Below are 25,315 nucleotides of genomic sequence, written 5' to 3' on the forward strand. Positions count from 1 at the left end.
GCATCGGGGCGTTTCCGCGGGCACGTAGGCTGGTCGGGTGCTCGCCGTAGTTCCGCCCCCAGTCACCGTCCGGGTCCCGGCCAAGGTCAACCTGCACCTTTCGGTCGACGACCTGCGCGAAGACGGTTACCACGAGCTGGTCACCGTGTTCCAGGCGCTGTCGCTGACCGACGAGGTGACCGTCGCGGTCACCGAAGAGCCCGGCATCGAGGTCTACGGCGAGGGCGAGGGCTCGGTCCCGACCGGCCCCGAAAACCTGGCCTGGCGGGCCGTCGAAGCGCTGGCCGCGCACGTCGGGCGCACCGGCGAGCCGAAGGTCCGGGTGGTGCTGCGCAAGGGCATTCCGGTCGCCGGCGGCATGGCGGGCGGCAGCGCCGACGCGGCGGCGACGCTGGTCGGGCTGGCGAGCCTGTGGAACCTCGACGTCACCCGCGACGAGCTGGCCGAAGTCGCCGCCGGTCTGGGCAGCGACGTCCCGTTCGCGATCTACGGCGGCACCGCGCTGGGCACCGGCCGCGGTGAGCAGCTGGTTCCGGTCCTCTCCCGGCACACGTTCCACTGGGTGCTGGCCTTCGCCGCCGAGGGGCTGTCGACGCCGAAGGTGTTCGGCGAGCTGGACCGCCTGCGCGCGGCGGGCAACCCGCCCCGGATCGGCTCGCACACGCCGGTGGTCGAGGCGCTGGCCTCCGGCGACCCGCGTCAGCTGGCCCTCCTGCTGGGCAACGACCTGCAGGCGGCGGCGGTCTCGCTGCGGCCCGACCTGCGCCGCACGCTCCGGGCGGGCGTCAACGCGGGCGCGCTCGCGGGCACGGTGTCCGGCTCCGGGCCGACGTGCGCGTTCCTCTGCGAAAACGCGCAGTCGGCGGTGGAGGTCGCGGCCGAGCTGTCCGGCGCCGGCGTGTGCCGGACGGTCCGCGTGGCCCACGGCCCGGTCCCCGGCGCCCGCGTGGTCGGCGGCGACGACGCGAACCGGCCGACGCCGCCGCGGGTGCACGCATGAGGCACGCGGAGTTCGCGTTCCCGGGCCCGTTGCGGGACAAGCTGGTCGCGGCGATCCTGCGCGGGGAGAAGACCTCGACCACCGGCCTGGTCGCCGAATACGAGAAGTATGGCGAAGAGCTGCCCGTCGTCGGCGAGCGCGAGCTGATGATCGACTCAGCGGGTGAAGGGGTCGCCGTCCTCGAAACCACCGAGGTGCGGGTCATCCCGCTGTCCGAAGTGGACTTGCAACACGCGCTCGACGAAGGCGAAGGATTCACCAGCGTCGCCGAATGGCGCGCCGACCACACGGACTACTGGCAGAGCGCGGAGATGCGCGCGGCCATGGAAGATCCGGAATTCACCGTGGACGACACGACGCTGGTCGTGGCGACCCGGTTCAAGATCGTGGAAAGGATCGGCTGAGCGGATGGCCAACCTGGTCAACCTGGAGGCGGTGAGCAAGTCCTACGGGGTGAAGCCGCTGCTGGACGGCGTTTCCCTCGGCATCGCGGCCGGGCAGCGCATCGGCGTCGTCGGCCTCAACGGGGGCGGCAAGACCACGCTGCTGGAAGTCCTTTCCGGACTGTCCGAACCGGACTCCGGGCGGGTGAGCCACGTTCGCGACCTGCGGATGGCCGTGGTCACCCAGCGCACGGAGCTCCCGGACGGCAGCACGGTCGGCGACGTCGTGCTCGAACGCTACGGCGCCGAGCACGAGTGGGCCGCCGACGCCCGCGTCCGATCCATTGTGGACGGACTGGGCATCACGGCGATCGGCCTGGACACGCCGACGGCGAACCTGTCCGGTGGCGAGCGGCGCCGGGTCTCCCTCGCCGCCGCGCTGACCGGCGAACTCGACCTGATCGTGCTCGACGAGCCGACCAACCACCTGGACGTCGAAGGTGTCCGCTGGCTGGCCGACCACCTGCTGGCCCGGAAGGTCGCCGTCGTGGTCGTCACGCACGACCGGTGGTTCCTCGACACGGTCGCGACGCTGACGTGGGAAGTCGCGAACGGCCGCGTCGAGCAGTACGAAGGTGGTTACGCCGACTGGATCTTCGCGCGTGCCGAGCGCGCGCGACTGGCCGCGACGGCCGAAGAGAAGCGGCAGAACCTGGCCCGCAAGGAGCTGGCGTGGCTGCGCCGCGGCCCGCAGGCCCGCTCGTCGAAGCCGCGTTACCGCGTGGAAGCGGCCGAAGCGCTGATTGCCGACGTGCCGCCGCCGCGGGATTCCGTCGAGCTGCAGGCGTTCGCGAAGCGGCGGCTCGGCAAGACCGTGCTGGAGCTGGAAGACACGACCTACCAGGTGGGCGAGCGGACGCTGCTCGACCACGTCACCTGGCGGATCGGCCCGGGCGACCGGATCGGTCTCGTCGGCGTCAACGGCTCGGGCAAGACGTCGCTGCTGAAGCTGCTCGGCGGCGACGTCGAAGGCTCGACCGGCCGCCGGATCGAGGGCAAGACGGTGGCGCTCGCGCACCTGCGCCAGGAACTCGACGACCTGCCCGGCGACCTGCGCGTGCTGCAGGCGATCGAGCAGGTGGCCGGGCGCGTGGTGTTCGGCAAGCAGGAGATGACGGCGTCGCAGCTGGGCGAGAAGCTCGGCTTCCCGGCGGCCCGCCAGTGGACCCCGGTCGGGGACCTCTCCGGCGGCGAGCGGCGGCGTCTGCAGCTGTGCCGGCTGCTGATGGCCGAGCCGAACGTCCTGCTCCTCGACGAGCCGACGAACGACCTGGACATCGACACGCTGCAGCAGCTGGAGGACCTCCTCGACGGCTGGCCGGGCACGATGGTCGTGGTGTCCCACGACCGCTACCTGGTGGAGCGGGTCTGCGACACGATCGTCGCGCTGTTCGGCGACGGCCGCATCACCCACCTGCCGGGCGGCATCGAGGAGTACCTGAACCGCCGCGCTCTCGCCAAGGAACCGGCGGCCGCGACCGCTCCGACGGCGGCCAAGGCCGAGGCGAAGAAGTCGGCGGCGGACCTGCGCGCGGCGCAGAAGGAACTGGGCCGGCTGGAGCGCAAGCTCGACCAGCTGCACGCGAAGGAGGAGAAGCTGCACGCCTCCCTGCTGGCGGCGGCGACGGACCCGGCGAAGCTGATGGAGCTCAACGCCGAGCTGAAGGGCGTCCAGGGCGAGATCGAGGACGTCGAAGGCCGCTGGCTGGAGACCTCCGAGCTGCTGGAGTGACGCCGGTTTTCCGTTTGGTCGGCGGATGTTGACGTCGAGACAGTAATGTTCCGGCTATGAGCAGGTTCGTGGACACGCTCGTCGCCACCGCGACGAAGCGGGGGCAGCAGCGCGGCATGGTCACCGGCGAGCCGAAGGAACCGGTCCGGCGGACCTGGGCCGAGGTGCACGCCGAGGCCCGGCGGATCGCCGGGGGACTGGTGGCCGGGGGGTTCGAGCGCGGGGGTGCCGTGGCCGTGCTGGCCGCCGCGCCGGTGCTGATCGCGCCGACCGTGCAGGCCGTGTGGCTGGCCGGTGGCAGCGTCACCATGCTGCACCAGCCGACCCCGCGCACCGATCTCGCCGAATGGGCCGAGGACACCGTGCGGGTGCTCGGGATGATCGGCTCCGACCTCGTGTTGCTGGGCGAGCCGTTCGACCAGCTCGCGCCGGTGCTCGAGCAGAAGGGCATCGGGTTCAAGCTCATCACCGAGCTCGCCGGCGCCGAGCCGCTCGCCGACGTCGTGACCACCGGCGAGGGCGACACCGCGCTCCTGCAGCTCACCAGCGGCTCCACCGCCGACCCGAAGGCCGTGCGGATCACCTACGGCAACCTGTACTCCAACGTCAAGGCCATGGTCGACCGCGCGGAGTTCGACTTCGACGTCGACGTGATGGTCTCCTGGCTGCCGACCTTCCACGACATGGGGATGGTCGGCTTCCTGACCGTGCCGATGACCTTCGGCGTCGAGCTGATCAAGATCACGCCGGTCGAGTTCCTCTCCGGGCCGTTGATCTGGCCGGAGCTCATCACCAAGTACCACGGCACCACCACCGCGGCGCCGAACTTCGCGTACGCCATCGTCGGGCGCCGGATGGCCCGCGTCGACGAAGACGACGCGTACGACCTGTCGACGCTGCGCATCGCGCTGAACGGCGCCGAGCCCATCGACGAGACCGCCGTCCAGACCTTCGTGGACGCCGGCGCGCGGTTCAAGATGCCCGCCGAGTGCGTCTTCCCGGCCTACGGCATGGCCGAAGCGACCCTCGCCGTCTCGTTCGCGCCGCTGTTCACCGGCCTCACCCTCGACGTCGTCGAAGCGGACGCGCTGGAGGCGGAGAACCGCGCGGTGCCGGTGCCCGAGGGCGACCCGCGGCGCGGCACCGACAGCGTCCGGTCGTTCGCGCTGCTCGGCCGTCCCCTCGACGGGCTGGAAGCGGAGATCGTCGACGAGGCGGGTTCGCCGGTGGGCGAGCGCCAGGTCGGCGAGATCCGGCTGCGCGGCGAGGCCGTGACGCCCGGCTACCTGACCATGGACGGCCCGCTCGCGACGCAGGACGAGGACGGCTGGCTCAACACCGGCGACCTCGGGTACCTGGTGGACGGCCAGATCGTCATCTGCGGCCGCCGCAAGGACGTCATCATCATGGGCGGCCGCAACCTGTACCCGACGGACATCGAGCGCGCGGCGACGTCGGTCGAGGGCGTGCGCGCGGGCAACGCGGTGGCGGTCCGGCTGGACGCGGGCAGCCGCCGCGAGCGGTTCGCGGTGGTCGTGGAGTCGAAGCTGGCGGGTGACGCCGAGGCCGAGAAGAACCTGATGAAGCAGGTCTCGGCGCGGGTCCGCGACGCGGTCGACATGCGGCCGTACGCGGTGGTGGTGCTCCCGGCGGGGAGCCTGCCGAAGACGCCGTCCGGCAAGGTCAAGCGCGCGGCCACGGCCCAGCAGTTCGCGGACAGGATCAAAAAGAACGCGGACGCCTGAGCGGTGCAGTGAATGACTCATTCATGACGTCGGAAGCCATGAATGAGTCATTCACTGCGGGCGGGGTCAGCGCTGCTGGACGCGGACCGCCCGGATCGTCGGCGGGGCGGCTCGCTCGGTGGTGGCTTCCGGTGCCGTGCGGGCGCCCGGGAGGTCCGGGGCCTGGCCGGTGCGGGCGGCGAGCTGGTCCTCCACCGCGTCGAGGAACTCGTCGACTTCGCGCTCGTCGTAGCCGCGCTTGCCGATCAGCGGCTTCGCGAACATCACGTGGTGCACTTCGGCGGCGGTCAGGTCGTCCTCGTCGGCGAGCGTCTTGGCGATCCGCCGGACGAACGCGTCGACCTCGTCCTTCGCGTAACCACGGCGGCCGATCGGGGCGTTACCGAAGGTGACCTCGGCGAGGTCTTCGGCGGTGAACGACATGGAACTCTCCGATTCCGGGGTTGGGCGCGGGCGAAACTCCCGTACACCGTCCTAACCCGTGAACAGGCGCCCCGAAAGGGGCGAACCCGAACCTCACCCCCACGGGCGGCTGCGCGCCGCCTTCGGGTGAGTTCGCGCTACTCAGCGCTGTGTGTCGGGGTTCACAGCGTGGTCAACCGCGCCCGAACCACTTCCGGGTCCCCTGCGGCCGCTGCGGCTCCTCGACGACCTCCGGCCGCGGGTTGCGCAGCTCCACCAGCGCCGCCTCGGCCTCGTCGAGGAACAGGTCGACCTGGGCCTGGTCGTAGCTGCGCATGCCGACCGGCATGATCGTGAACTCGACGTAGTGGATGTCGTCCGGGGTCAGGATGTTCCGCCCGGCCAGCGCCTCGGCGATGAGGTCGAGGAACGCGTCGACTTCGTCCTCGTTGTAGCCGCGACGGCCGAACCGGGGTTTGCCGAAAGCGATCGCCCGGACTTCGTCGGGGGTCATGGCTTCACCTTGCCACCCATGTCAGCCCGCGTGGAAGGAGTTCTGCGCGGCCGCGAGGCCGGTCCCGATCAACGCTTCGGTCGCGTCCGCGCACCGGTCCACCTCCAGCGGGAGTTCCTTGCGCTCGACCGTCGAAAAGTCCTTGAGCACGAAGTCCGCGGGGTCCTGACGGCCGGGCGGGCGGCCGATGCCGAACCGCACCCGGTAGTAGTCGCGGGTGCCCAGCGACTTCGTGATCGAGCGGAGTCCGTTGTGGCCGTTGTCGCCGCCGCCGAACTTGAGCTTCAGCGCACCGAAGTCGACGTCGAGCTCGTCGTGCACCACGACCACGCCGGACGGCGGCACCTTGTAGAACTTCGCCGCGCCGACCACCGGGCCACCGGAGAGGTTCATGTACGAGCGCGGCTTCACCAGCACCACGCGGCGGCCGGCCAGCCGGCCTTCGAGGACTTCGCCGCCGGTCTTGTGGGCCTTGAACTTGCCGCCGACGCGGGCGGCGAGCTCGTCCAGCACCATGAACCCGACGTTGTGCCGGTTTCCGGCGTACTGAGGTCCCGGATTGCCGAGGCCGGCGAGCAGAATAAGCTCGCCGGCCCCGGGCAGGTCTTCGGTCATGCAGAGAAAATAACAGCGGAGCGAAGCTCCTCCGTTGAGGGTGGTGGCGGGGAGGAAGGCGGAGGCTATTCGGCGGCTTCGGCCGACTCTTCGCCAGCTTCGGCCTCGTCGTCGGCCTCTTCACGCTGCGGCTCGTTGACCGCCACGACCAGCGACTCCGGGTCGGTGACCAGGGTCGCGCCCTGGGGCAGCTGGACCTGGCCGGCCAGGATCTGGGTGCCGACCTCGAGGCCCTCGATCGAGACCTCGACCTGCTCGGGGATGTGCAGCGCCTCGACCTCGACCTGCAGGGTGTCGACGTCCTGGTTGACCAGGCCGCCCGGGCCGGGGGTGCCGGTCACGACGACGGGGACGTCGACGGTGACCTTCTCGCCGCGCTTGACGACCAGCAGGTCGACGTGCTCGATGTAGTTCTTCAGCGGGTGCACCACGATGGTCTTGGTCAGGGCCAGCTCGCTGGAGCCCTCCAGGTCCAGGGTGATGACGGCGTTCGAGCCGTTCTCGCGCACGACGCGGGCGAACTCGATCGCCGGCAGCGCGAAGTGCCGCGGGTCCGACCCGTGGCCGTAGAGGACGGCGGGGATCTTGCCGGCGCGACGCGTGCGGCGCGCGGCGCCCTTGCCGAACTCGGTGCGCGGCTCGACGGACAGACGTACCTCGGACACGGTGTTGCACTCCTTCAAATCAAGACAGCATGCTGCGGCGGGGAGAAGCCGATATGTTCTGTTCAAGGAAGTTTCGGCGGCGAGTTTCCGGGCGTGCACGACGACGGGGGCTACTCGAGCCGCCGCGTCGATCACGCCGGGCTCCCCAGAAGGGCCCCGCCTCGCCGAGACAACCTCAAGAGTGTAAACCAACCTCATCACGGTGGGTTGCGGCGGGTGCCCGGCCCAGGCTAGAACCCTCCTGGAACCCCGGTACGTGACGACACAAATCCGGTGGCGGGACAACGCCGGCCGAGGTGTGCTCGGTAGCGGGAGAGCAGGGGGCGAAATGCGGGCTCGGTGGAGCAGGGTGGCGGCGGTGCTGCTGCTGGGCGGGGTGCTGGCCGGCTGCCAGGTGGCGGTCGCCGGGACCGCCGGGGTCTCCGCGGCCGACCAGGCGACGGCGGACCGGCGCGCCGAGCAGCGCGCGGCGGTCGACGCGGCCCTCACGGCGCTGGGCCAGGCACCCGCGGTCGCGCTGAAATCCACGGTGCAGGGCAGCGAGCAGCAGTTCCGGATCACCCGCGGCGGCTACGCCTTCGGCGCGCTGCCGCTGGACGGCCGCTTCGTCCGGGTGACGGCCGCCGCGAGCCAGTTCTACCTGCAGGCCGACGCCGACTACTGGAAGGCGCACGCGATCGACGAGGGCACGCAGTTCGGCACGAGCTGGGTGCGCTCGCTCGGCTCCGAGCTGCCCTTCGACCCGGCGGCCCGGTTCGCGCCGCCGGCGCTCGCCGAAGGCCTGCGCAAGGCGCTGGCCGGGCTCGACCGGGTGGGCGAGCCGGTCAAGGCCAAGCTGCCGGACGGCACCGAGGTCTACCAGCTCGGCGCCGCGCCGAGCGTCCTGCGTGTCACGGCGGCCAAGCCGAACCGCGTCGTCAGCTTCGCCCCGGTCCTGCTCGACCCGCAGAACGGCCCGAAGTACGGCGCCGAATTCGGGGTCACCCCGCTCACCGGGGACGCGGTCAAGACGTTCCACACCGACCTCGACGCCGCCGTCGCCGGCCTGGGGCAGCCGTTCGAGGGCTTGGTCCAGGCGAGCGCGGTCGTCACCAACGACAAGCTCGACTGCAAGGACTTCGTCGGCTCCTGCACGACGACGATCGACGTCTCCAACAGCGTCGTCGGCACGCCGGCGTCGGGGGAGAAGAGCGTCGTCCACATCACCCTCTCGGTCGAAGTCAGCGCCGAGTCGCTCGGCGCGCAGACGTGCACGGCGGCCGGGGACGCGGAGCCGTACAAGACGATCTCGCTGTCCTGTGACGTGAAGTTCAAGCTGCCCAACCGCACGGCCAGCTACCAGGTGCTCTCGAAGCCGACCGCGACGGCGGAGGTGCGCGCGGGGCTGGACGTCGACGCCGTCAAGGGCAAGATCGCCGCGGAGTTCGCCGGTCTGGGCGGCTGACCTGGACACCTACCCCCGGGTGTGTTGCTTCCGTTGAAGTAGGTGATCTTCCGTTCTTAGCATCGGCTGCGGACAGCCGAAACGAACGGAGAAACAGCCATGGCCAAGCTGGTCATTTTCGGGGGAACCGGGTACGCCGGGGGCAGGATCGGCGCGGAGGCGCTGCGGCGCGGGCACGAGGTCGTCGGGGTCGCGCGGCACGCGGGCTCGGCGCCCGAGGGTGTCGACGAGCGGCAGGGTTCGCTGCACGACGAGGAGTTCGTGGCGGGCTTGGCGAAGGACGCGGACGTCTTCGTGGTCGCCACCCCGGCGCGGGAGATCGACGGCAAGAAGCTGATCGACGCGGTCCCGGCCCTGGCCCGGATCGCGAGCGAGAACGGCGTCCGGCTGTCGTTCGTCGGCGGCGCGGCGAGCCTGCACGTGGCCGAGGGCGGCCCGCGGCTGTTCGACACCCCGGAGTTCCCGGCCGAGTACAAGGAGGAGGCGGGCAACCACGCCGAGGTCCTCGGCCTGCTGCGCGAGCAGCCGGAGAGCCTCGACTGGTTCTACGTCAGCCCCGCCGCCGAGTTCGGCGCGTGGACGCCGGGCGAGCGCACGGGCGAGTTCCGCATCGGCGGCGACGTCCTGCTGACCGACGAGAACGGCAAGTCCCACATCGGCGGCGACGACTTCGCGATCGCCTACGTCGACGAGATCGAGCAGCCGAAGCACCGCCGCGCCCGCTTCACCGTCGCTTACTGACGTTCCCGTGCAGTGAAAAGCCCGCCCTCCGTTCGCGGAGGGCGGGCTTTCGTGAACCTCAGGCGTTGCCGTCGAAGAGGGACGTCACCGAGCCGTCTTCGAAGACCTGCTGGATGGCCTCCGCCAGCATCGGGGCGATCGACAGGACCGTCAGCCCCGGGAACCGCTTCTCCTCCGGGATCGGCAGCGAGTTCGTGACGATGACCTCGCGCGCCTTGCACGACGAGAGCCGCTGGGTGGCCGGGTCGGACAGGATGCCGTGCGTCGTCGCGATGACGACGTCGGCGGCGCCCTCGTCGATCAGGGCCTCCGTCGCCTTCACGATCGTGCCGCCCGTGTCGATCATGTCGTCGATCAGGACGCAGAGCTTGCCCTCGACCTTGCCGACCACGCGGTTGGCGACCGCCTGGTTGGGCTTGTCCGGGTCGCGCGTCTTGTGGATGAACGCGATCGGCCGGTCACCGAGCTGGGCGGCCCACTTCTCGGCCAGCCGCACGCGGCCGGAGTCCGGGGACACGACCGTGATGTCCGCGTTGCCGTAGGTGGCCTTGATGTGGTCGGCCAGCACGGTCTGCGCCATCAGGTGGTCGACCGGGCCGTCGAAGAAGCCCTGGATCTGCGCGGTGTGCAGGTCGACGGTCATGATCCGGTCGGCGCCCGCGGTCTTGAACAGGTCCGCGATCAGCCGGGCCGAGATCGGCTCGCGGCCCTTGTGCTTCTTGTCCTGGCGCGCGTACGGGTAGAACGGCATCACCACGGTGATCCGCTTCGCGCTCGCCCGCTTGAGCGCGTCCACCATGATCAGCTGCTCCATCACGTACTCGTTGATGGGCGTGGTGTGCGCCTGGATGACGAAGGCGTCGGTGCCGCGCACGGACTCCTCGAACCGGACGAACAGCTCGCCGTTGGCGAACGTGTGCGCCGTCTGCGGGGTGATCGTCACGTTGAGGTGCTGGGCGACCTCTTCGGCGAGTTCCCGGTGGGCCCCACCGGAGAAGAGCATCAAGTTCTTCTTCGGCGTGCCTTGCTTCGGACTCATGCTGGCGACTCCCCGTCGGTTCCTGCTGCTGACTCGGCGTCGAGGGCGGCCTGGGCCGCCTCCGCCGCGGGTGTTCCCGGCCGGCGCCGGATCGCCCAGCCTTCGATGTTGCGCTGCGGCGGCGCCGACACCGCGAGTGTGCCCGGCGGGACGTCTTCGCGGATTACGGCACCTGCCCCACTGTAAGCGCCGTCACCGATGTTCACCGGGGCGACGAAGGTGTTGTCCGCTCCCAACCGGACATACGACCCGATAACGGTCCGGTGCTTGTGCACGCCGTCGTAGTTCACGAACACGCTGGAGCATCCGATGTTGCTGTGCTCACCGATCGTGGCGTCGCCCACGTAGGTCAGGTGGGGCACCTTCGTGCCGGCGCCGATGTCCGCGGCCTTCGTTTCGACGAACGCGCCCAGCTTCGCCTTGACGCCCAGCTTCGTGCCCGGCCGCAGGTAGGTGAACGGGCCGACGGTGACGCCGTCGCCGAGCTCCGAGTCCGAGCCGTGGACCCGCACGACGCTCGCGCCGGCGCCGATCGTGACGTTGGTCAGCGTGCTGTCCGGCCCGACCGTGCTGCCCTCGCCGACCGAGGTCGTGCCCTTGAGCTGCACGCCGGGCTCGATGACGACGTCACGGGAGAGGGTGACGCCGGCGTCGATCCAGGTCGTGGCCGGGTCGGTGATCGTGACGCCCTCGCGCTGCCAGCGCTGCACGATCCGGCGGTTGAGCTCGGCGCCGAGCGCCGACAGTTGCACGCGGTCGTTGACGCCTTCGGTAAGCCACGGGTCGTCGACGACCAGGGCGCCGACTCCCACGCCGTCACCGTTCGCGATGCCCAGGACGTCGGTGAGGTAGAGCTCGCCCTGGGCGTTGTCGGTCGAGAGGCGCGAAAGGCCGTCGCGCAGCACCGCCGCGTCGAAGGCGTAGACGCCCGAGTTGATCTCGGTGATCTCCGCCTGCGCCGGGGTGGCGTCCTTGTGCTCGACGATCCCGGTGACCTTGCCCGCGCTGTCGCGCACGATCCGCCCGTAGCCGGCCGGGTCGGCGACCACCGAGGTGAGCACGGTGACCGCGTTCTTCGCCTCGGTGTGCTCGTCGAGCAGCGCGCCCAGGGTGGCGGTGTCGAGCAGCGGGACGTCGCCGTAGCTGACGAGCACGGTGCCGGTGAGGTCGGCGGGCAGCGTCGAGAGCGCGCAGGACACGGCGTGGCCGGTGCCGTTCTGCTGGTCCTGCACCGCGGTGCCGACCGGGCGGCCGAGTGCGGCGCCGACCTGCTCGAGGTGCGCGCCGACCTGCTCGCGGCCGTGCCCGACGACCACGACGAGGTGTTCGGGGTTCAGCCCGGCGGCGGCCCGGACGGCGTGCTCGACGAGGGGCCGCCCGGCGATCGGGTGCAGCACCTTCGGCGTCGAGGAACGCATGCGGGTGCCCTCACCCGCGGCGAGGATCAACGTGCTCAGCGGGCCGGTCAACGGCGCTCCCAACGGTTACCAAAAGTTGGCTTCTGTCGGGCACCGATCCTAACTGTGGTCGTCGGCGTCCCACGCGGGGTCGGTGGGAGGGGCCTCGCTCGCCCACGCCGCGGCCGGGTCCGCGGCCATCGAGTTCGCCGAGGCCACCTGGTTGCCGCCGCCGCGTTTCGCCTGGTACATCGCCGCGTCCGCGCGGGCGAGGACCTGCTCGCCGCGTTCCTGCGGCCGCAGCGACACGAGCCCGATCGACAGCGTCACGCCGTGCGAAAGGTGGTGCGGCAGGTTGGAGACGGACTTCACGGCGCGCCCGAGCGCCATCTTCGCCGCGGAGGCCGGCGTGCCCGGGAGCAGCACGATGAACTCGTCGCCGCCGTAGCGCGCCACCAGGTCGTCGCCGCGCAGGGCGTCACGAAGGGTGCTGGCCACGACACGCAGCACGTTGTCGCCTTCGGCGTGCGACTGCTTGTCGTTGACGCCCTTGAAGCCGTCGAGGTCGACCAGCGCGACCGCCAGCGGTTGCGCGTCCGCCGACGAGGCGAGCTGGCGCAGCTTCTCGTCGAGCGCGCGCCGGTTCGGGAGGCCGGTGAGCGGGTCCTGCAGGGCCTGCTGGGTGATCGCGCCGTGCTCGGCGGAGAGGCGTTCGTGCTCGCGGCGGGCGTTGAGCGTGGCGATCTGCGACTCGCGCAGGCTCCACATCTCCGACTCCAGGCGCCGCGCGTAGTCGATCAACGATTCGCTGGCGCCGGAGGCGTAGTCCGGACTCGTGTCGAGCCGGGCCAGCTCGCGGGCGATGTTCAGCCGCATCGACGGCTGCGAGGTGTCGTCCGAGATGGACTGGCGGGTCTCGCGCAGGACCGTGAGGGCCTCTTCGCGACGGCCCTCCTTGTCCAGGCAGCGGGCCAGCGCGATCGCGACGATCTCCCGGTCGTGCCCGAACGCGCGCTCGACGTAGAGCTTCTCCAGCCGGTCGATGTGCTCGGCGCCCGGCTGGTTCAGCGCCGGCGCCGCGGCCAGGACGCCGACCTGGTCGATCGCCGCGACGTTCGCCTTGCGCGGGAACAGCGACTCGGCGAACGGGCCTTCGGCGGCCGCCCCCATCGACGCCGCGGTGCGGAACTTCTCGGCGCTCTCGTCGTACTCGTCGATGCGCTCCAGCCGCAGGCCCCAGCCGAGCAGCATCTTGATGCGGTTGATCAGCTGGAGGGCGATGTCGTGCGGGCTCGCGCTCTCGCGGATCGCCGAAGCCGCGCGGCCGATGACCTCCTCGGCGGCCTCGTAGACGCCGAGCTGGTTGAGCACCAGCCAGCAGTCGATCAGCGTCGAGGAGAGCAGCCGGTTCCAGTTGCGCAGCCCGACCTGCCGGTCCGGGATGGTCGAGTCGTCGAGGATGGCCAGCGCCCGGGCGATCTCGGTGAGCGCGGCGTCCTCCTGCGCGGCGATCACGAGCCGGCGCCCGCGCAGCGCGTGCGCGTCGGCGCGCAGCAGGGCGATGCCGTGGCGCCGGGTGTGCGCGAGCATCTCGTCGAGCCGGGGTTCGGCCTCCGCGGCCAGGCCCTTCGTGGCCAGCCGGGCCAGCGCCGACGAGCGCAGCAGCTGGGCCACGAGCAGCGGCTCGCCGCGCCGCTGGGTCTCGTCGAGCAGCTCGTCCATCATCGCGACGATCTCGAGCTGCTGGGTGTAGTCGTGCCGCTGGACCGCGGCGTTCAGCTCGCGCGCGCGCCCGACGATCCAGGCGTCGGACATCTCGGCCAGCGCGGGCCGCCTGGCCGTCACCGGGTCGGTCGCCTCCTCGGTCAGCGCCAACCTCCCGGTGTCGTGGGGTCCCGATCCTTCTGCTGCTCCGCCGCCAGGATTCGAACCTGAACTGTCAGAACCAAAATCTGAAGTGCTGCCGATTACACTACGGCGGATCGATCCTGGTCAGGATAGCGACGATCGGGTGTCGTCCGCGCGGGGGATGCGTTTGACACCCGCGAGCCGGGTACCCACTCCCCGGGACGGGTGTGAGTTCGGGCTCTCCCCAGCCGCCCGAACCTCCTGTACCGTAACTTACGGCATCGTAGGTTAGGGCGCCCTTGGTAGAAGTGTGCCCGTGTAGGAAGAAGTGAAGCGTATGACGGCCACGCTCGACCGTTCCCAGCCCGCCGGGGAGCCGCAGGCCCCCAAGGGGCCCAAACCTGTCATCGAAGGCACGCGCGGCATCGGCGTGCAACTCTCGGTCTACTTCGGTGTGATCGCCCCGCTCGTGGCCCTCCTGGTCGCGGTGCCGTTCGCGTGGGGCTGGGGACTGAGCTGGGTCGACGTCGGCATCTTCGTGCTGTTCTACGCGATCAGCGGGCTCGGCATCACGGTGTCGTACCACCGCTACTTCACGCACGGTTCGTTCAAGGCCAAGCAGTGGCTGCGCGTGTTCATGGCCATCGCGGGCAGCATCGCCCTGCAGGGCCCGGTGATCACCTGGGTCGCCGACCACCGCCGCCACCACGCGTTTTCCGACCGCGACGGCGACCCGCACTCGCCGTGGGCGTTCGGCACCTCGCCGTGGGCCATCGCCAAGGGCTTCTGGCACGCGCACATGGGCTGGCTGTTCGAGCGCGACCAGACCAACGCCGAGCGCTTCGCGCCGGACCTGGTGAAGGACCCGGCCATCAAGAAGGTCGACGACCTGTTCTGGCTGTGGGCGCTGGTCAGCCTGGTGCTGCCCGCGATCCTCGGCGGGCTCATCTCGTGGTCGCTCTGGGGCGCGGTGACGGCGTTCTTCTGGGCCGGGCTGGTCCGCATCTGCGTGCTGCACCACGTGACCTGGTCGGTCAACTCGATCTGCCACATGATCGGCGAGCGCCCGTTCGCCGCCCGCGACAAGTCCGCGAACTTCTGGCCGCTGGCGATCTTCTCCTTCGGCGAGTCGTGGCACAACCTGCACCACGCCGACCCGACGTCGGCCCGCCACGGCGTCAAGCGCGGCCAGATCGACATCTCCGCGCGGCTGATCTGGATCTTCGAGAAGTTCGGCTGGGTGCACGACGTGCGCTGGCCGACGCCGCAGCGGCTGGCCCGCATCGCGACGGAAAAGGGCTAGTCAGGCCTTCACTGTAGGCTGCCCCGATGGCGGGGAGACGACGTTCGAAGCGTGAGCAGCAGGTCACCGGGGCCCGTCCGGCCGCCCCGGTGACCCGCGTCCGGATGACCGGCACCGAGCGGCGGCAGCAGCTGCTGAACGTGGCGCGGGCGCTGTTCGCCGAGAAGGGCTTCGACGGTACGTCGATCGAGGAGATCGCGCACCGCGCCAACGTGTCGAAACCGGTGGTGTACGAGCACTTCGGCGGCAAAGAAGGCATCTACGCGGTGGTCGTCGACCGCGAAACGCAGCTGCTGCTCGACCGGATGATCTCCACGCTCCACGGCGGCCACCCGCGGGCGATGCTGGAGCAGGCGGCGACGGCGCTCCTGTCCTACGTCGAGGACTCCCACGACGGCTTCCGCATCCTGGTCCGCGATTCCCCGGTGGCGAGCTCCACGGGCACGTTTTCCACCGTGCTGAACGACATCGCGAGCCAGGTCGAGCACATCCTGGCCCAGCAGTTCGCGGCCCGCGGCTACGACGAGAAGCTGGCCGCGCTGTACGCGCAGGCCCTGGTGGGCATGGTGGCGTTGACCGGCCAGTGGTGGCTGGACGCGCGCAAACCGAAGCGCGACGAGGTGGCGGCGCACCTGGTCAACCTGGCGTGGAACGGCTTGTCGCACCTGGAGCACAAGCCGAAGCTGCGGCTGGGTTAGCCATGGCGTTGTCCGTCGAAGACCTGAAGCTCATGCAGGGCCTCGCGCAGCGGATCACCGCCACCCACCCGCGGCTGGTCAACAGCGACGCGTCGTACGGCGAACTGGCCTGGAACTGGGGCCGCACCGGCGGCGAGGGCGAGCACCGGCTGTGGTTCTCCGGCGGCGAGCTCGTCGCGTGGGGCCGGGCCGAGCTGCCGCGCCGGGTCCGGCGCAACGACGGCTCGGTCAAGGACATCACCGCCGCGTACCTGGCCTACCAGGTGGCTCCGGGGCACGCGGAACTCGTCGACGAGGTGATCGGCTGGTACGCCACGACAGCGCCCGGCGTCGAGCGTTCCGTGCTGCCGGCGGCGGACGACGCGCACGCCTTGGGGCGCTGGGCCGCGCACGGCTACGAACCCGACGCGCCTGATGCGTGGTCGCAGCTCAACGAGCGCGAGCTGACCGAGGTCGAGGAGCCGTCGCTGCCGGCCGGGTTTTCCTTCCGCACGGCCGCGGAGGTCACGCCGGAAGCCGTGGTGCAGGCGCAGGTGGACGCGTGGGCGCCGACGTCGTACACGGCTTCGTCGTACCTCGGTGTCCGGCGGGCGCCGGGCTACCGCGCCGATCTGCACGTGCTGGTGGAAGCCCCGGACGGCACGATGGCGTGCTCGGCGATCATGTGGCTCGACGAGGTGAACGCGACGGTCGAGTTCGAGCCGGTCGGCACGCACCCGGGCCACCGGCGCCAGGGGCTGGCCCGGGCGATGGTGCTGCACGGCCTGCGCCTGGCCGCCGCGGCGGGCGCCCGCCACGCGACGGTCGCCTGCATGGGCGAGTCCGTTCCGGCGCGGGAGCTGTACTACAGCGCCGGGTTCCGGGCGTTCTCGCGGGACGCGCCGCTCGTCAAGCGCCGGTGAGCGCTCGTCACCGCAGCTGCCCGGCCTCGTGCAGGTGGTCGAAGATGAGCTGGTCCACTGCGGAAACCCGGCCGCGGTCGGCGTAGCCGAGCCACGCGACCTCTTCGATTTCGCTGCTCGCTTTGAGCGTTCCGCGGAATTCGGCCGTGTAGCAGGTCATGCGCACCAGCGTGCCCTCGGCGTGGCCGTCCGCCTGCGCTTCGAACGTCCCCGCCGCGGCGATGGAATCCGGCGTGATCGCCACGTCGAGTTCTTCGCGGATTTCGCGGATGAGGGTGTCGCGGTCGATTTCGCCGGGCTCGCGCTTGCCGCCGGGGAGGTAGTAGACCTGCTTGCCCCGCGAACGCGTGCTGAGGATGCGGCCGTCCACGAGGTGGAGCCACGCGATCTTGTCGATCACGGCAGTTGCCCGGCCTCGTGCAGGTGGTCGAAAACCAGCTGCGCCACCAGGGAAACCCGTGGCCGGTCCGCGTAGGTGAGCCAGGCGATCTCCTCGATCTCCGCGCAGGCCCGCGGTGTTCCGCGGTACTCCGCCGAGTAGGCCGTCGTGCGGACGACCGTGCCCTCCGCGTGCCCGTGCGCCTGGCCTTCGAACGTGCCCGCCGGGGTGATCGACCCGGCCACGACCTCGACGCCGAGCTCTTCGCGGATCTCCCGGACCAGCGTCTCGGCGTCGGTCTCGCCCGGCTCGCGTTTGCCGCCGGGCAGGTAGAACTTGTCCTTGCCGCGCGAGCGGGCCGCCAGGACGCGGCCGTCCACCACGTGGAGCCAGGCGATCTTGTCGATCACGCCAGCGCCGCCACTGCCTCGTCGGTCGTCACGACCGTGCCCAGGCGCGGGAAGATCTTCGTGATGGCGTTTTCGTGCGAGATGTCGGAAAGCGCGGTCATCGCGTCGGACACCGCCACCGTGTCGTAGCCGTGGTCCGAGGCCGCGCGCAGGGTGGACTCGACGCCGAACTCCGTGGCGATGCCGCCGAAGACGACCGTGCGGACACCCGCGCCGCGCAGGAACTCGTCGAGGTCCGTGCCCGCGAAGCCGCCGATGGTGTACTTGGTGACGATCTTGTCGTCGCCGGCGTCGAAGGCCAGCTCGCTGCCCGGCGGGTTGTCCGGCCGTGACACCTTGACGATCACCACCGGCGCACCGGCCTCGTGGAACGCCTCCCGCAGCCGCAGCGCGTTCGCGACGACTTCTTCGCCGCGGTACGGGGTGGTGGGCAGCGCCACGATCCGTTCCTGCAGGTCGATCAGCACGAGCGCGGACGTGGCCGGGTCGATCTTGCTCATGCCCCGATCCTAGGCACTAGGGTCGGGTTCATGGCGAACAACAGGGAAATCGTGGTGACGGGCGGCGGCACGGGCATCGGCTACGCCGTGGCGGCCGCCTTCGCCCAGGCCGGCGAGCGCGTCACGATCACCGGGCGCCGGGAGAAGGTGCTCACCGAAGCCGCGACGCTCATCGGCGCGCGGCCCGTCGTGTTCGACGCCGCCGATCCGGCCGCCGTCGAGGCCGCACTCGAAGAGTTGCCGGATCGCGTCGACGTCCTCGTCAACAACGCCGGGGGCAACACGGACTTCCTCGACGGCGGCGAAGGCGAATCGGGGCTGGCCGGCTTCGCGGCCGCGTTCGAGCGGAACCTGCGGTCCAATGTGGTCAGTGCCGCGCTGGTGACGCACGCCCTGCGCGACCGCCTCGCCGAGGGCGCGCGGATCGTCACCATCGGCTCGATCGCCGCGCACACCGGCGCCGGGTCCTACGGCGCCGCGAAGGCCGCGGTCGAGGCGTGGACCGTGAGTGTGGCGAGGGAGCTCGGGCCGCGCGGAATCACCGCGAACGTCGTCGCGCCGGGGCTGATCGGGGAGACCGAGTTCTTCCACGGGCAGCTGAGCGACCGGCGCCGCGAGTGGCTGATCGGCAACACGATGAACAAGCGCCCGGGAACGCCGGACGACGTCGCCGCCGTGGTGACGTTCTTGGCGAGCCCCGCCGCCGGGCACGTCACCGGCCAGGTCGTGCACGTCAACGGCGGTGCCCACCTGGGCAAATAGCGGCCTGAACCCGGCCGGGGTGGATGCCGGTCCCCGGGTCGCCAGGTCGGCGATGGCGCCCGGGGACCGGCGCGGTGCTGCCGCGGGAACGCTCTCTTCGGACCGCGTCCAACACGCGTCGCGAAACTTTTGGTACCCACCATGTTCCGCGATCCGCGAGCCCGGCGTAAGTGTCCACGACACCCGATGGCCGTGCTTTTCCCATGATCAGGCGGGCGTGACCTTCAGCAGCTTGTCGTCGGTCCCGTCCGAGGTGGTCACGTACAGGGCGCCGTCCGGGCCGCTGCGGACCGCGCGCAGGCGGCCGAACTTGTCGTCGAACTCCGGGGGCAGCGTGACGTCGAGGACCTTGCCCGCCGGGTCGAGGTGGAACAGCAGCAGTTTCTGGCCCTTGAGCGCGACCACGACCAGTGCGCCGTCGTTCGCGCCCCACTGCGCGCCGGTCAGGAAGGCGTCGCCGCTGATCGCCTCGGTGGTCCGGCCGGAGGTCCACAGTGGACTGACCGCGTCCGGGAAGCGCTGGAGGTCGGTCATCGGCACGCTTTCGTCGTAGTCCGACTCCGTGCCGCCCTTCGACGGGTCCCAGCCGTAGTTCGCGCCCGGCTTCAGCAGGTTGACCTCGTCGTCGAACGTCGGCCCGTGCTCGGCCGTGATCACCTGGCCGCTGCCCGGCCGGATCGCCACGCCCTGGACGTTGCGGTGGCCGTAGGTGTAGATCAGCCGTTCCCGCGGGTCGCTCGAGTTGGCGAACGGGTTGTCCGGCAACGGGTTCCCGGTCTTCGCGTCCAGCCGCAGCACCTTGCCGCCGAGGGAGTGGCGGTCCTGCGCGATCGACGCGCGCGCGGTGTCGCCGGTGCCGACGAGCAGTGCGCCGTCCGGGGCGAAGGTCGGACGGCAGCCGGAGTGCCGTCCGCTCGGGTTCACCGGCAGCCCGGTGAGCAGGTCCTTGACCTTCGAGGCGCTCGCGCCGTCACCGGCCAGCTTCCAGGTGACCAGCCGGATGTCGACGGCCTTGCCGTCTTCCTGGTGGTCCTGGCAGGTGATGAACTCGCGGCTGGTGGCGAAGTCCGGGCTGACGGCCAGGCCGAGCAGGCCGCCTTCGCCCTTGGCCATGACGTCGGAGAAGTCGGCGCGCACCTCGGCCGCCCGCCCGTTCCGGACCAGGGCGAGCTTGCCGGGCCGCTGCGGGACGAGCATGCCGCCGTCGGGCAGGAACCCGACGTCCCAGCCGTGCTCGAGCCCGGCGGTCACGACCTCGACGTCGAACTTCCCGCTCGCGGCGGCCGGCGTGGCCGCGGGCGGGACGCTCTGCACCGGCTCGCTCGCCGCCCCCGAACAGCCCAGGACCAGCAGGGACACCACACCGATGAGGACCAGCGAACGCCGCATAGGGCTCATCCTGCCATCAACCGGTGAAATCGCCGTTCGACGCGCTCCCGGACGCCGTCTTGTCGTCAGTTGGAGTGAGGGCACGGGCCGTACTGGCCGAGCGCGGTGCGGGCCGCCTCCGTGTCTTGGCGGTACATCGGTTCGACGGCGGATCCGGGGGTTCCGCCGGGTGCGAGGTGTGCTTTCGCTTCGGCGGTGGCCTCGAGAACGGTGTCGACGTCGGCCTTCACCGCCGTCGGGGCGGTCTTCGCCAGCTCGGCGCCCGCGCCGGCGATCACGTCCGCTTGCCGGGCGAGTTCGGCGGCGCCGGGTCTTTCCCGGCCGCCGCCGTCATCGGGCAGTACCGTCCTGGCGAGGTCGGCGCTGAAGTGGAGCAGCAGGGTGGAGAACACCTGCAACCGGCCGCACAAGGCCTGCTGGGCCAGGTCGAGGGTCGGTGAGGTGCTCGCGGCGGGTGGTGCGCTGCTCGTCGGCGGCGGTGGTGACGTATTTGCGCAGCCGGCGAGCGCGGTGGCCAGGGCCAGTGCCACTGCCGATCTGCCGAGCGTGTGCACGACATGACTCCTCGGTCGTCGGTCCGGTCCGGCGAACGTAACGAAGGAACCCGGGGAGGGGTCCCGGACCGGCGATCAGGAGCCCGGCCGCACCAGCCCCGACTCGTAGGCGAAGACCACCGCGTGCACCCGGTCGCGCAGCCGCAGCTTGCCGAGGATCCGCCCGACGTGCGTCTTCACCGTCGTCTCGCCGATGTACAGCTTCGCGGCGATCTCGCCGTTCGACAGCCCGCGCGCGATGAGGCCCAGCACGTCCTTCTCGCGTTCGGTCAGCGTCCCGAGCTTCGCGGCGTCCACCGGGTCGCGGTCGTCGGCGAGGTACCGGTCGAGCAGTCGCCGGGTGACCGACGGCGAGACCATCGAGTCGCCCCGCAGCACGCCGCGGATCGCGACGAGCATCTCCTCCGAGGGGGCGTCCTTCACCAGGAACCCGCTGGCCCCGCCCCGCAACGCGGCATACGCGTACTCGTCGAGGTCGAACGTGGTGATGATCAGGACGCGGACCTCCGGCCGTTCGGCGCAGATCCGCGCGGTCGCGGCGACGCCGTCGAGCACCGGCATCCGGACGTCCATCAGTACCAGGTCGGGCCGCAGCTCCCGGGCCAGGGTGACGGCCTCCTCGCCGTTGGCCGCCTCGCCGACGACGACCAGGTCGTCCTGGCTCTCGACGATCATCCGCAGGCCGACGCGCACGAGCTGCTGGTCGTCGCAGAGCAGGACGCGGGTCGTCACGAGCCCACCACCAGGCTGGCGGCCACCCGGTACCCACCGTCGGGAAGCGGGCCCGTCGCCAGCTCGCCGTGGTACATCTCGACGCGCTGGCGCATCCCGGCCAGCCCCCGTCCCGAGGACGGCAGTGCCGGTGCCGGCGGTGCGTGGCCGCCCGTGTTCGTCACCTCGATGCGGACCTCGGGCGGCTCGAAGGCGACGGCGACGCGGCCGGTCGCGTCGGCCGGGGCGTGCTTGATCATGTTGGTCAGTGCCTCCTGGACGATCCGGTACGCCTGCAGCGCGGCGCTCGCGGGCAGCACGCCCGGGTCTCCGGTGACGTCGAGCGTGACGTCCCGGCCGGACTGTTCGACGAGCCCGCGCAGTTCGGCGAGCGTCGGCTGGGGACTGCGGGCTGCCTGGCCGGCGTGCAGGACTTCGAGCAGCCGCCGCAGCTCGGCCAGCGCGTCCCGGCCGGTGTGGACGATCGTGTCGAGCGTGCGGTCGACGGCCGCCGGGTCGCGGTGGCGGGCGAGCTTCGCGCCCTCGGCGTTGAGCACGATCACGCTCATGCTGTGCGCCAGGACGTCGTGCAGCTCCCGCGCGATCCGCGTGCGTTCTTCCGCGACGGCCGCGCGGGTCTGGGCGTCGCCGAGTTTCTCCTCCTCGGCGGTGAGCTGTTCCTTGGTGCGGAAGAACTCCCCGAGCGCCCACGCGGCGATGTGCAGGGGCAGCATGCTGAGCATCGTGAAAGTCGGGTCGGCGGCTTCCGGGGCGTAGAGGGCGGCCCACTGGACGTCGAGCACGACGACCGCCGCGGCGATCACCGCGGCGAACCACCGGTCCCGCCGCTTCACGAGGGCGAACAGCACGACCGCCATCGCCAGCTCGGTGCGGCCCCGGTCGTAAGCCCACATCTCGTTGAAGTACACCACCGCCGCCCCGGCGATGATCAGCACCGCGACCGTGCGCGGGAACCGGCGGCGCACCAGCAGCGGGAGCAGGAACAGCATCGGGATCAGCCGGACCTCGTACGGCGCCGAACCGGCCAGGTTGGGTCCGAGGAGCAGGAACACGGCGTACAGCGGCAGGTCCACCGTCCACCGGTGCCGGCGCACCCACTTCACGAGTCGTTCCACGCCCCGAACGTAATGCCGGGACCCCGGCCGGGGCGTCCTTCCCCGGGACCGGCCGTGTCCTCCTCGGGGAGGATCAGGCCGGCCGCGCCGGCCGATTCGCGGCCACCCCCGCCGTTCCTAGCGTCGGGGCCATGTCGATCACCAGGGAATTCCTCCGCCACCCCGTGCTGACCGGCGCGATCGCGCCGAGCTCGCCGCGGCTGGCCGAAGAGATGACGGCGGGCCTGGGCCTGGAACGCGCGGCCCGCGTCGCCGAGCTCGGGCCGGGCACCGGCGTGTTCACCGAAGCGGTCCTGGGGCTGCTTCGTCCCGAAGCGCGCTTCACGGCCGTCGAGATCAACCCGCGTTTCGCCTCTGCGCTGCGGGAGCGCTTTCCGCAGGTCGACGTCGTCACCGGCTCGGCGGAACACCTCGCCCTGGCCGACGTCGACGTCGTCGTCTCCGGTCTGCCGTGGACGGCCATGACCGCGGCACGGCAGCAGCGCATCCTCGACGCGGTCACCGCCGGACTCGCCCCGAACGGCCGCTTCACGACCTTCGCGTACGCCCACGCGGCCTGGACGCCACCCGCACGCCGCTTCGCCGCGTCGCTGCGAAGCCGGTTCGCTGTCGTCGAGCGCACCCAGATCGTCTGGGGCAACCTGCCGCCCGCGTTCGTCTACCGCGCGGCACTGCCGGTGACGGTGGGGAGGGCCCGGCGTGGACAGCCTGCTGCGGCCCCTGCTTGACGCGCCCCCGCTCGTCGTCTACCTCGTCTGCGCCCTGGTCATCACGGCGGAAACCGCGCTGCTGCCGGGAATCGTGCTGCCGACGTTGTCGGCGCTGCTGCTGATGGGCTTCCTCGCCGAGCGGGGCACGCTCCACCTCGGGCTCGCTTGGGTGGTCGCCGTCGCCGCGGCCGTCCTCGGCGACCAGCTCGCCTACCTCGAAGGACGCCGCTGGGGACCGCGGCTGTCCCACCGGGACCGGTGGCAGCGCGTGGAACGGGCGGTCGCCCGCTACGGCGTCCCGGCGGTGATCGCCGGCCGCTGCCTGGCCGGCGTCCGGACGCTGGTGCCGCGCGTCGCGGGCTCCGCGGCGATGCCGTACCGCCGGTTCGCGGCGGGCAGCGTGTGCGCGGCGGTGCTGTGGGCGAGCGTGGAGCTGCTGGTGGGTCACACGACGGCGCTGGTGCTGTGAAGGCGTTCCGCGGTCTCGGCGTCCGCGGGCAGGAACGTCTCCAGTTTCAGCTCCGACACGGTGACGTCCGCCGCCGTCGCGAACGTCGTGATCGCGGTGATCAGCCGGAGTTCGCCGAGCGAGGTGGCCAGCCGGACCGGCACCGCGAATCCCAGGTGCTCCGGGCCCGGCGACGGCGGCGGGGGCAGGTACCCCTCCAGCTCGGCAAGCTGGGCGGCCAGCCGGTCGTCGGGCGTGCGGGCGAGGTCGTTGCGGATGCGCTCGAGGATGTGCCGCGCCCAGTCGTCGAGGTTGCGCACGCGCGGGGCCATCCCGCGCGGGTGCAGCGCGAGCCGGAGCGTGTCCACCGGCTCGCGCAGGAGCTCCGCCGAGACCCCCTCGGTGAGCAGCCGGAACCCGTCGTTGGCGGCGACCAGCACGCCGTAGCGGTCGACGACGATCGCGGGGTAGGGCCGGTGGCCGTCGAGCAGCCGCCGCAGCCCGTCGAGCACCGGCCGGATCGCCGGGTCGTCGAGCCGGGTTTCGGGGTACGTCGGCGCGTAGCCGGCGGCGTGCAACAGGCCGTTGCGCTCGCGCAGGGGCAGTTCGAGCGACTCGGCGACGCGCAGGACCATGCCGCGGCCGGGCACCGAACGCCCGCTTTCCATGAAGCTCACGTGCCGCTGGGTCGTGCCCGCGCGCAGCGCGAGGTCGAGCTGGCTGATCCGCCGCCGGGTGCGCCAGTCCTTGAGCGCCGTTCCGAAGTCCACGGGTCCATCCTGCTCGGCCGGTCCATTCCCCGGGGGGAATTGAAGGCATACCCCGTTCCGGCGACGCTTCGGCCATGACGAACTACGGCCTGGTCATCCCGACCTACCAGCCCATCCTCGACGCCGGGCGTACCGCGCCCGAGCTGGTCGCCACCGCCGTCGCCGCCGAAGAACTCGGCCTCGACTCGGTCTGGGTCGGCGACACCCTCGCGAAGGCTCCGCTCGACGCGCTCGCCGTCCTGGCCGCCTTCGCCGCCCGGACTTCGCGAGTCACCCTGGGCACGGCCGCGTTGCTCCCGGCCCTGCGGAACCCGATTCTGACGGCCAACCAGCTGCTGTCGCTGGACCTGCTCAGCGAGGGACGGCTCACCGTGGCCGTCGGGGCCGGGTTCGCCGGGCGCAGCGAGCCGGAGTTCGCGCTCGCGGGCGTCCCGTGGGAGCGCCGCCGGGCCCGCCTGGACGACATCGTGGCGCTCTGGCGCGCGGCCTGGAGCGGCGCTTCGTCGTTCCACGGCTCGGTGCTGCACCACGACTCCCTGCCGGTGTTCCCGGCGCCGGCTCGGGTGGGTGGCCCGCCGGTGTGGCTGGCGGCGTACACCCCGGGCGCGCTGGAGCGGGTCGGCCGGCTGTACGACGGCTGGCTGCCGTACCCGCCGGATCCCGCGGACTACGGCTCCGGCCTGGCCCGCATCCGCTCGACGGCGTCGCGCCCGGTCACCCCGGCGTTGTTCGCGACGGTCCTGGTGGAGGACGATCCGGCGCGCGGGCGTGAGCTGCTGGAGGAGTACTGCCGGCAGAACTACGGGCGCCCGGCGGCGTTCGTCCAGGGGATCCAGATGCAGGTGACCGGCAGCGCCGCGGAAGTGGCCGCGCAGCTGCGGGAGTACGAAGGCGTGGAGCACTTCCTCCTGCGGATCGCGAGCACCGACCCGAAGGTGTTCGACGAGCAGCTGCCCCGCCTGGCCGAGGTGGTGGGAATCCTCCGGAGCTGAGCCTGCCGCGGCTCTCGTGAGTGAGAAACAGTGTTCCAACCCTGTTTCTCACTCACGACCAGCGGT

The 25,315-nt window shown here is 71.3% G+C and carries 28 protein-coding genes and 1 tRNA gene; 13 read left to right on the forward strand and 16 right to left on the reverse strand.

The genetic code is table 11. From position 1 onward, the window contains the following. Window positions 1-37: 37 nt before the first annotated feature. Genes IE317_RS06415 through IE317_RS06430 form a run of 4 tightly spaced genes read left to right on the forward strand, consistent with a single transcriptional unit; the run spans window position 38 to window position 4,920 of the window. Window positions 38-1,000 (forward strand): 4-(cytidine 5'-diphospho)-2-C-methyl-D-erythritol kinase, encoded by a 963-nt coding sequence (locus IE317_RS06415; protein WP_191307177.1) that lies wholly within the window; start codon window positions 38-40, stop codon window positions 998-1,000. Next, window positions 997-1,404, forward strand: coding sequence for an ASCH domain-containing protein (locus tag IE317_RS06420; RefSeq protein WP_191307179.1), 408 nt, complete (start codon window positions 997-999; stop codon window positions 1,402-1,404). The genes IE317_RS06415 and IE317_RS06420 overlap by 4 nt, the downstream gene beginning before the upstream one ends. A 4-nt stretch (window positions 1,405-1,408) precedes the next feature. Continuing rightward, entirely contained in the window at window positions 1,409-3,175 is a 1,767-nt protein-coding gene (locus IE317_RS06425) for an ABC-F family ATP-binding cassette domain-containing protein (protein ID WP_191307182.1), read from the forward strand. A gap of 56 nt (window positions 3,176-3,231) precedes the next feature. After that, entirely contained in the window at window positions 3,232-4,920 is a 1,689-nt protein-coding gene (locus IE317_RS06430) for a fatty acyl-AMP ligase (RefSeq protein ID WP_191307184.1), read from the forward strand. A gap of 66 nt (window positions 4,921-4,986) precedes the next feature. On the opposite strand, the gene IE317_RS06435 is transcribed toward IE317_RS06430, so the two are convergent. From IE317_RS06435 to IE317_RS06450, 4 genes are all read right to left on the reverse strand, one after another. Beyond that, window positions 4,987-5,343, reverse strand: a complete 357-nt coding sequence (locus IE317_RS06435) for a DivIVA domain-containing protein (protein ID WP_191307185.1) — start codon at window positions 5,341-5,343, stop codon at window positions 4,987-4,989. A gap of 172 nt (window positions 5,344-5,515) precedes the next feature. Then, on the reverse strand, window positions 5,516-5,836 hold the full coding sequence (locus IE317_RS45270) for a DivIVA domain-containing protein (protein WP_191307187.1): 321 nt from the start codon (window positions 5,834-5,836) through the stop codon (window positions 5,516-5,518). A gap of 21 nt (window positions 5,837-5,857) precedes the next feature. Next, the gene (pth, locus tag IE317_RS06445; RefSeq protein WP_191307189.1) at window positions 5,858-6,451 is read right to left on the reverse strand and encodes an aminoacyl-tRNA hydrolase; all 594 of its coding nucleotides are present in this window, start codon (window positions 6,449-6,451) and stop codon (window positions 5,858-5,860) included. 65 nt (window positions 6,452-6,516) lie between these two features. Continuing rightward, window positions 6,517-7,116, reverse strand: coding sequence for a 50S ribosomal protein L25/general stress protein Ctc (locus IE317_RS06450; protein WP_191307191.1), 600 nt, complete (start codon window positions 7,114-7,116; stop codon window positions 6,517-6,519). A gap of 349 nt (window positions 7,117-7,465) precedes the next feature. On the opposite strand from IE317_RS06450, the gene IE317_RS06455 reads away from it, so the two are divergent. After that, the gene (locus tag IE317_RS06455) at window positions 7,466-8,560 is read left to right on the forward strand and encodes a hypothetical protein (protein ID WP_191307329.1); all 1,095 of its coding nucleotides are present in this window, start codon (window positions 7,466-7,468) and stop codon (window positions 8,558-8,560) included. Between the two features lie 99 nt (window positions 8,561-8,659). Further along, a complete protein-coding gene (locus tag IE317_RS06460; protein ID WP_191307193.1) occupies window positions 8,660-9,301 on the forward strand; it encodes an NAD(P)-dependent oxidoreductase in 642 nt (213 codons plus the stop codon). Window positions 9,302-9,359: 58 nt separating this feature from the next. Here IE317_RS06460 and IE317_RS06465 read toward each other — a convergent pair whose 3' ends face one another. The 4 genes from IE317_RS06465 to IE317_RS06480 all read right to left on the reverse strand — a co-directional run bounded on the left by IE317_RS06465 (window position 9,360) and on the right by IE317_RS06480 (window position 13,719). After that, the gene (locus tag IE317_RS06465; RefSeq protein ID WP_191307195.1) at window positions 9,360-10,340 is read right to left on the reverse strand and encodes a ribose-phosphate diphosphokinase; all 981 of its coding nucleotides are present in this window, start codon (window positions 10,338-10,340) and stop codon (window positions 9,360-9,362) included. Beyond that, the gene (glmU, locus tag IE317_RS06470) at window positions 10,337-11,809 is read right to left on the reverse strand and encodes a bifunctional UDP-N-acetylglucosamine diphosphorylase/glucosamine-1-phosphate N-acetyltransferase GlmU (RefSeq protein ID WP_191307197.1); all 1,473 of its coding nucleotides are present in this window, start codon (window positions 11,807-11,809) and stop codon (window positions 10,337-10,339) included. Before glmU ends, IE317_RS06465 begins: the two co-directional genes overlap by 4 nt. 48 nt (window positions 11,810-11,857) lie before the next feature. Continuing rightward, a complete protein-coding gene (locus tag IE317_RS06475; RefSeq protein WP_191307199.1) occupies window positions 11,858-13,612 on the reverse strand; it encodes a GGDEF domain-containing protein in 1,755 nt (584 codons plus the stop codon). A 35-nt stretch (window positions 13,613-13,647) separates the two neighbouring features. Then, window positions 13,648-13,719: transfer RNA gene (locus tag IE317_RS06480), tRNA-Gln, on the reverse strand. A gap of 203 nt (window positions 13,720-13,922) precedes the next feature. Between IE317_RS06480 and IE317_RS06485 the strand changes: the two genes are divergently transcribed. The 3 genes from IE317_RS06485 to IE317_RS06495 all read left to right on the forward strand — a co-directional run bounded on the left by IE317_RS06485 (window position 13,923) and on the right by IE317_RS06495 (window position 16,488). Continuing rightward, the gene (locus IE317_RS06485; RefSeq protein WP_191307201.1) at window positions 13,923-14,888 is read left to right on the forward strand and encodes an acyl-CoA desaturase; all 966 of its coding nucleotides are present in this window, start codon (window positions 13,923-13,925) and stop codon (window positions 14,886-14,888) included. A gap of 104 nt (window positions 14,889-14,992) precedes the next feature. Next, window positions 14,993-15,586, forward strand: a complete 594-nt coding sequence (locus tag IE317_RS06490) for a TetR/AcrR family transcriptional regulator (RefSeq protein ID WP_191307331.1) — start codon at window positions 14,993-14,995, stop codon at window positions 15,584-15,586. A 2-nt stretch (window positions 15,587-15,588) separates the two neighbouring features. After that, the gene (locus IE317_RS06495) at window positions 15,589-16,488 is read left to right on the forward strand and encodes a GNAT family N-acetyltransferase (protein ID WP_191307203.1); all 900 of its coding nucleotides are present in this window, start codon (window positions 15,589-15,591) and stop codon (window positions 16,486-16,488) included. A gap of 7 nt (window positions 16,489-16,495) precedes the next feature. Here IE317_RS06495 and IE317_RS06500 read toward each other — a convergent pair whose 3' ends face one another. The 3 genes from IE317_RS06500 to IE317_RS06510 are packed head-to-tail and all read right to left on the reverse strand — an operon-like array spanning window position 16,496 to window position 17,777. Continuing rightward, window positions 16,496-16,888: an NUDIX hydrolase gene (locus IE317_RS06500; RefSeq protein ID WP_191307205.1), complete on the reverse strand. Its 393-nt coding sequence runs from the start codon at window positions 16,886-16,888 to the stop codon at window positions 16,496-16,498. Beyond that, window positions 16,885-17,277: an NUDIX hydrolase gene (locus IE317_RS06505; RefSeq protein WP_191307207.1), complete on the reverse strand. Its 393-nt coding sequence runs from the start codon at window positions 17,275-17,277 to the stop codon at window positions 16,885-16,887. The genes IE317_RS06500 and IE317_RS06505 overlap by 4 nt, the downstream gene beginning before the upstream one ends. After that, entirely contained in the window at window positions 17,274-17,777 is a 504-nt protein-coding gene (locus IE317_RS06510) for an isochorismatase family protein (RefSeq protein WP_191307209.1), read from the reverse strand. Before IE317_RS06510 ends, IE317_RS06505 begins: the two co-directional genes overlap by 4 nt. Window positions 17,778-17,807: 30 nt before the next feature. On the opposite strand from IE317_RS06510, the gene IE317_RS06515 reads away from it, so the two are divergent. After that, complete coding sequence (locus IE317_RS06515; protein WP_191307212.1) at window positions 17,808-18,539, forward strand: SDR family NAD(P)-dependent oxidoreductase; 732 nt, start codon at window positions 17,808-17,810, stop codon at window positions 18,537-18,539. Window positions 18,540-18,746: 207 nt separating this feature from the next. Here the strand turns inward: IE317_RS06515 and IE317_RS06520 are convergent, their stop codons facing one another. From IE317_RS06520 to IE317_RS06535, 4 genes are all read right to left on the reverse strand, one after another. Next, window positions 18,747-19,928 carry a PQQ-dependent sugar dehydrogenase gene (locus tag IE317_RS06520; RefSeq protein WP_191307214.1) on the reverse strand — a complete coding sequence of 394 codons (1,182 nt, stop codon included), beginning with the start codon at window positions 19,926-19,928 and terminating at the stop codon, window positions 18,747-18,749. A 65-nt stretch (window positions 19,929-19,993) separates the two neighbouring features. Beyond that, the gene (locus tag IE317_RS06525) at window positions 19,994-20,482 is read right to left on the reverse strand and encodes a hypothetical protein (protein WP_191307216.1); all 489 of its coding nucleotides are present in this window, start codon (window positions 20,480-20,482) and stop codon (window positions 19,994-19,996) included. A 75-nt stretch (window positions 20,483-20,557) separates the two neighbouring features. Continuing rightward, window positions 20,558-21,214 carry a response regulator gene (locus tag IE317_RS06530; RefSeq protein ID WP_191307218.1) on the reverse strand — a complete coding sequence of 219 codons (657 nt, stop codon included), beginning with the start codon at window positions 21,212-21,214 and terminating at the stop codon, window positions 20,558-20,560. Next, window positions 21,211-22,329: a sensor histidine kinase gene (locus IE317_RS06535; RefSeq protein WP_229902508.1), complete on the reverse strand. Its 1,119-nt coding sequence runs from the start codon at window positions 22,327-22,329 to the stop codon at window positions 21,211-21,213. The genes IE317_RS06530 and IE317_RS06535 overlap by 4 nt, the downstream gene beginning before the upstream one ends. Window positions 22,330-22,460: 131 nt before the next feature. Here IE317_RS06535 and IE317_RS06540 point away from each other — a divergent pair, with 131 nt between their 5' ends. Together IE317_RS06540 and IE317_RS06545 are read left to right on the forward strand one after the other, a co-directional pair. Beyond that, a complete protein-coding gene (locus IE317_RS06540) occupies window positions 22,461-23,057 on the forward strand; it encodes a class I SAM-dependent methyltransferase (RefSeq protein ID WP_191307220.1) in 597 nt (198 codons plus the stop codon). After that, window positions 23,029-23,508, forward strand: a complete 480-nt coding sequence (locus IE317_RS06545) for a DedA family protein (RefSeq protein WP_191307222.1) — start codon at window positions 23,029-23,031, stop codon at window positions 23,506-23,508. The genes IE317_RS06540 and IE317_RS06545 overlap by 29 nt, the downstream gene beginning before the upstream one ends. Here the strand turns inward: IE317_RS06545 and IE317_RS06550 are convergent. Further along, window positions 23,484-24,257 carry a helix-turn-helix transcriptional regulator gene (locus tag IE317_RS06550; protein ID WP_191307224.1) on the reverse strand — a complete coding sequence of 258 codons (774 nt, stop codon included), beginning with the start codon at window positions 24,255-24,257 and terminating at the stop codon, window positions 23,484-23,486. The two genes, IE317_RS06545 and IE317_RS06550, sit on opposite strands and share 25 nt — an antisense overlap. Before the next feature lie 74 nt (window positions 24,258-24,331). Here IE317_RS06550 and IE317_RS06555 point away from each other — a divergent pair, with 74 nt between their 5' ends. Next, entirely contained in the window at window positions 24,332-25,249 is a 918-nt protein-coding gene (locus tag IE317_RS06555) for an LLM class flavin-dependent oxidoreductase (RefSeq protein ID WP_191307226.1), read from the forward strand. Window positions 25,250-25,315: the final 66 nt, after the last annotated feature.

The sequence above is a fragment of the Amycolatopsis bullii genome, assembly GCF_014654205.1.
GTDB classification, from domain to species: domain Bacteria; phylum Actinomycetota; class Actinomycetes; order Mycobacteriales; family Pseudonocardiaceae; genus Amycolatopsis; species Amycolatopsis plumensis.

What these genes read in the sequence shown, in the direction of transcription:
- IE317_RS06420 (WP_191307179.1), top strand. Translation starts at nt 997, where the DNA reads ATGAGGCACGCGGAGTTCGCGTTCCCGGGCCCGTTGCGGGACAAGCTG.
- IE317_RS06425 (WP_191307182.1), top strand. Translation starts at nt 1,409, where the DNA reads ATGGCCAACCTGGTCAACCTGGAGGCGGTGAGCAAGTCCTACGGGGTG.
- IE317_RS06430 (WP_191307184.1), top strand. Translation starts at nt 3,232, where the DNA reads ATGAGCAGGTTCGTGGACACGCTCGTCGCCACCGCGACGAAGCGGGGG.
- IE317_RS06435 (WP_191307185.1), bottom strand. Translation starts at nt 5,343, where the DNA reads ATGTCGTTCACCGCCGAAGACCTCGCCGAGGTCACCTTCGGTAACGCC.
- IE317_RS45270 (WP_191307187.1), bottom strand. Translation starts at nt 5,836, where the DNA reads ATGACCCCCGACGAAGTCCGGGCGATCGCTTTCGGCAAACCCCGGTTC.
- pth (WP_191307189.1), bottom strand. Translation starts at nt 6,451, where the DNA reads ATGACCGAAGACCTGCCCGGGGCCGGCGAGCTTATTCTGCTCGCCGGC.
- IE317_RS06460 (WP_191307193.1), top strand. Translation starts at nt 8,660, where the DNA reads ATGGCCAAGCTGGTCATTTTCGGGGGAACCGGGTACGCCGGGGGCAGG.
- IE317_RS06465 (WP_191307195.1), bottom strand. Translation starts at nt 10,340, where the DNA reads ATGAGTCCGAAGCAAGGCACGCCGAAGAAGAACTTGATGCTCTTCTCC.
- IE317_RS06485 (WP_191307201.1), top strand. Translation starts at nt 13,923, where the DNA reads ATGACGGCCACGCTCGACCGTTCCCAGCCCGCCGGGGAGCCGCAGGCC.
- IE317_RS06490 (WP_191307331.1), top strand. Translation starts at nt 14,993, where the DNA reads ATGACCGGCACCGAGCGGCGGCAGCAGCTGCTGAACGTGGCGCGGGCG.
- IE317_RS06495 (WP_191307203.1), top strand. Translation starts at nt 15,589, where the DNA reads ATGGCGTTGTCCGTCGAAGACCTGAAGCTCATGCAGGGCCTCGCGCAG.
- IE317_RS06510 (WP_191307209.1), bottom strand. Translation starts at nt 17,777, where the DNA reads ATGAGCAAGATCGACCCGGCCACGTCCGCGCTCGTGCTGATCGACCTG.
- IE317_RS06515 (WP_191307212.1), top strand. Translation starts at nt 17,808, where the DNA reads ATGGCGAACAACAGGGAAATCGTGGTGACGGGCGGCGGCACGGGCATC.
- IE317_RS06520 (WP_191307214.1), bottom strand. Translation starts at nt 19,928, where the DNA reads ATGCGGCGTTCGCTGGTCCTCATCGGTGTGGTGTCCCTGCTGGTCCTG.
- IE317_RS06540 (WP_191307220.1), top strand. Translation starts at nt 22,461, where the DNA reads ATGTCGATCACCAGGGAATTCCTCCGCCACCCCGTGCTGACCGGCGCG.
- IE317_RS06555 (WP_191307226.1), top strand. Translation starts at nt 24,332, where the DNA reads ATGACGAACTACGGCCTGGTCATCCCGACCTACCAGCCCATCCTCGAC.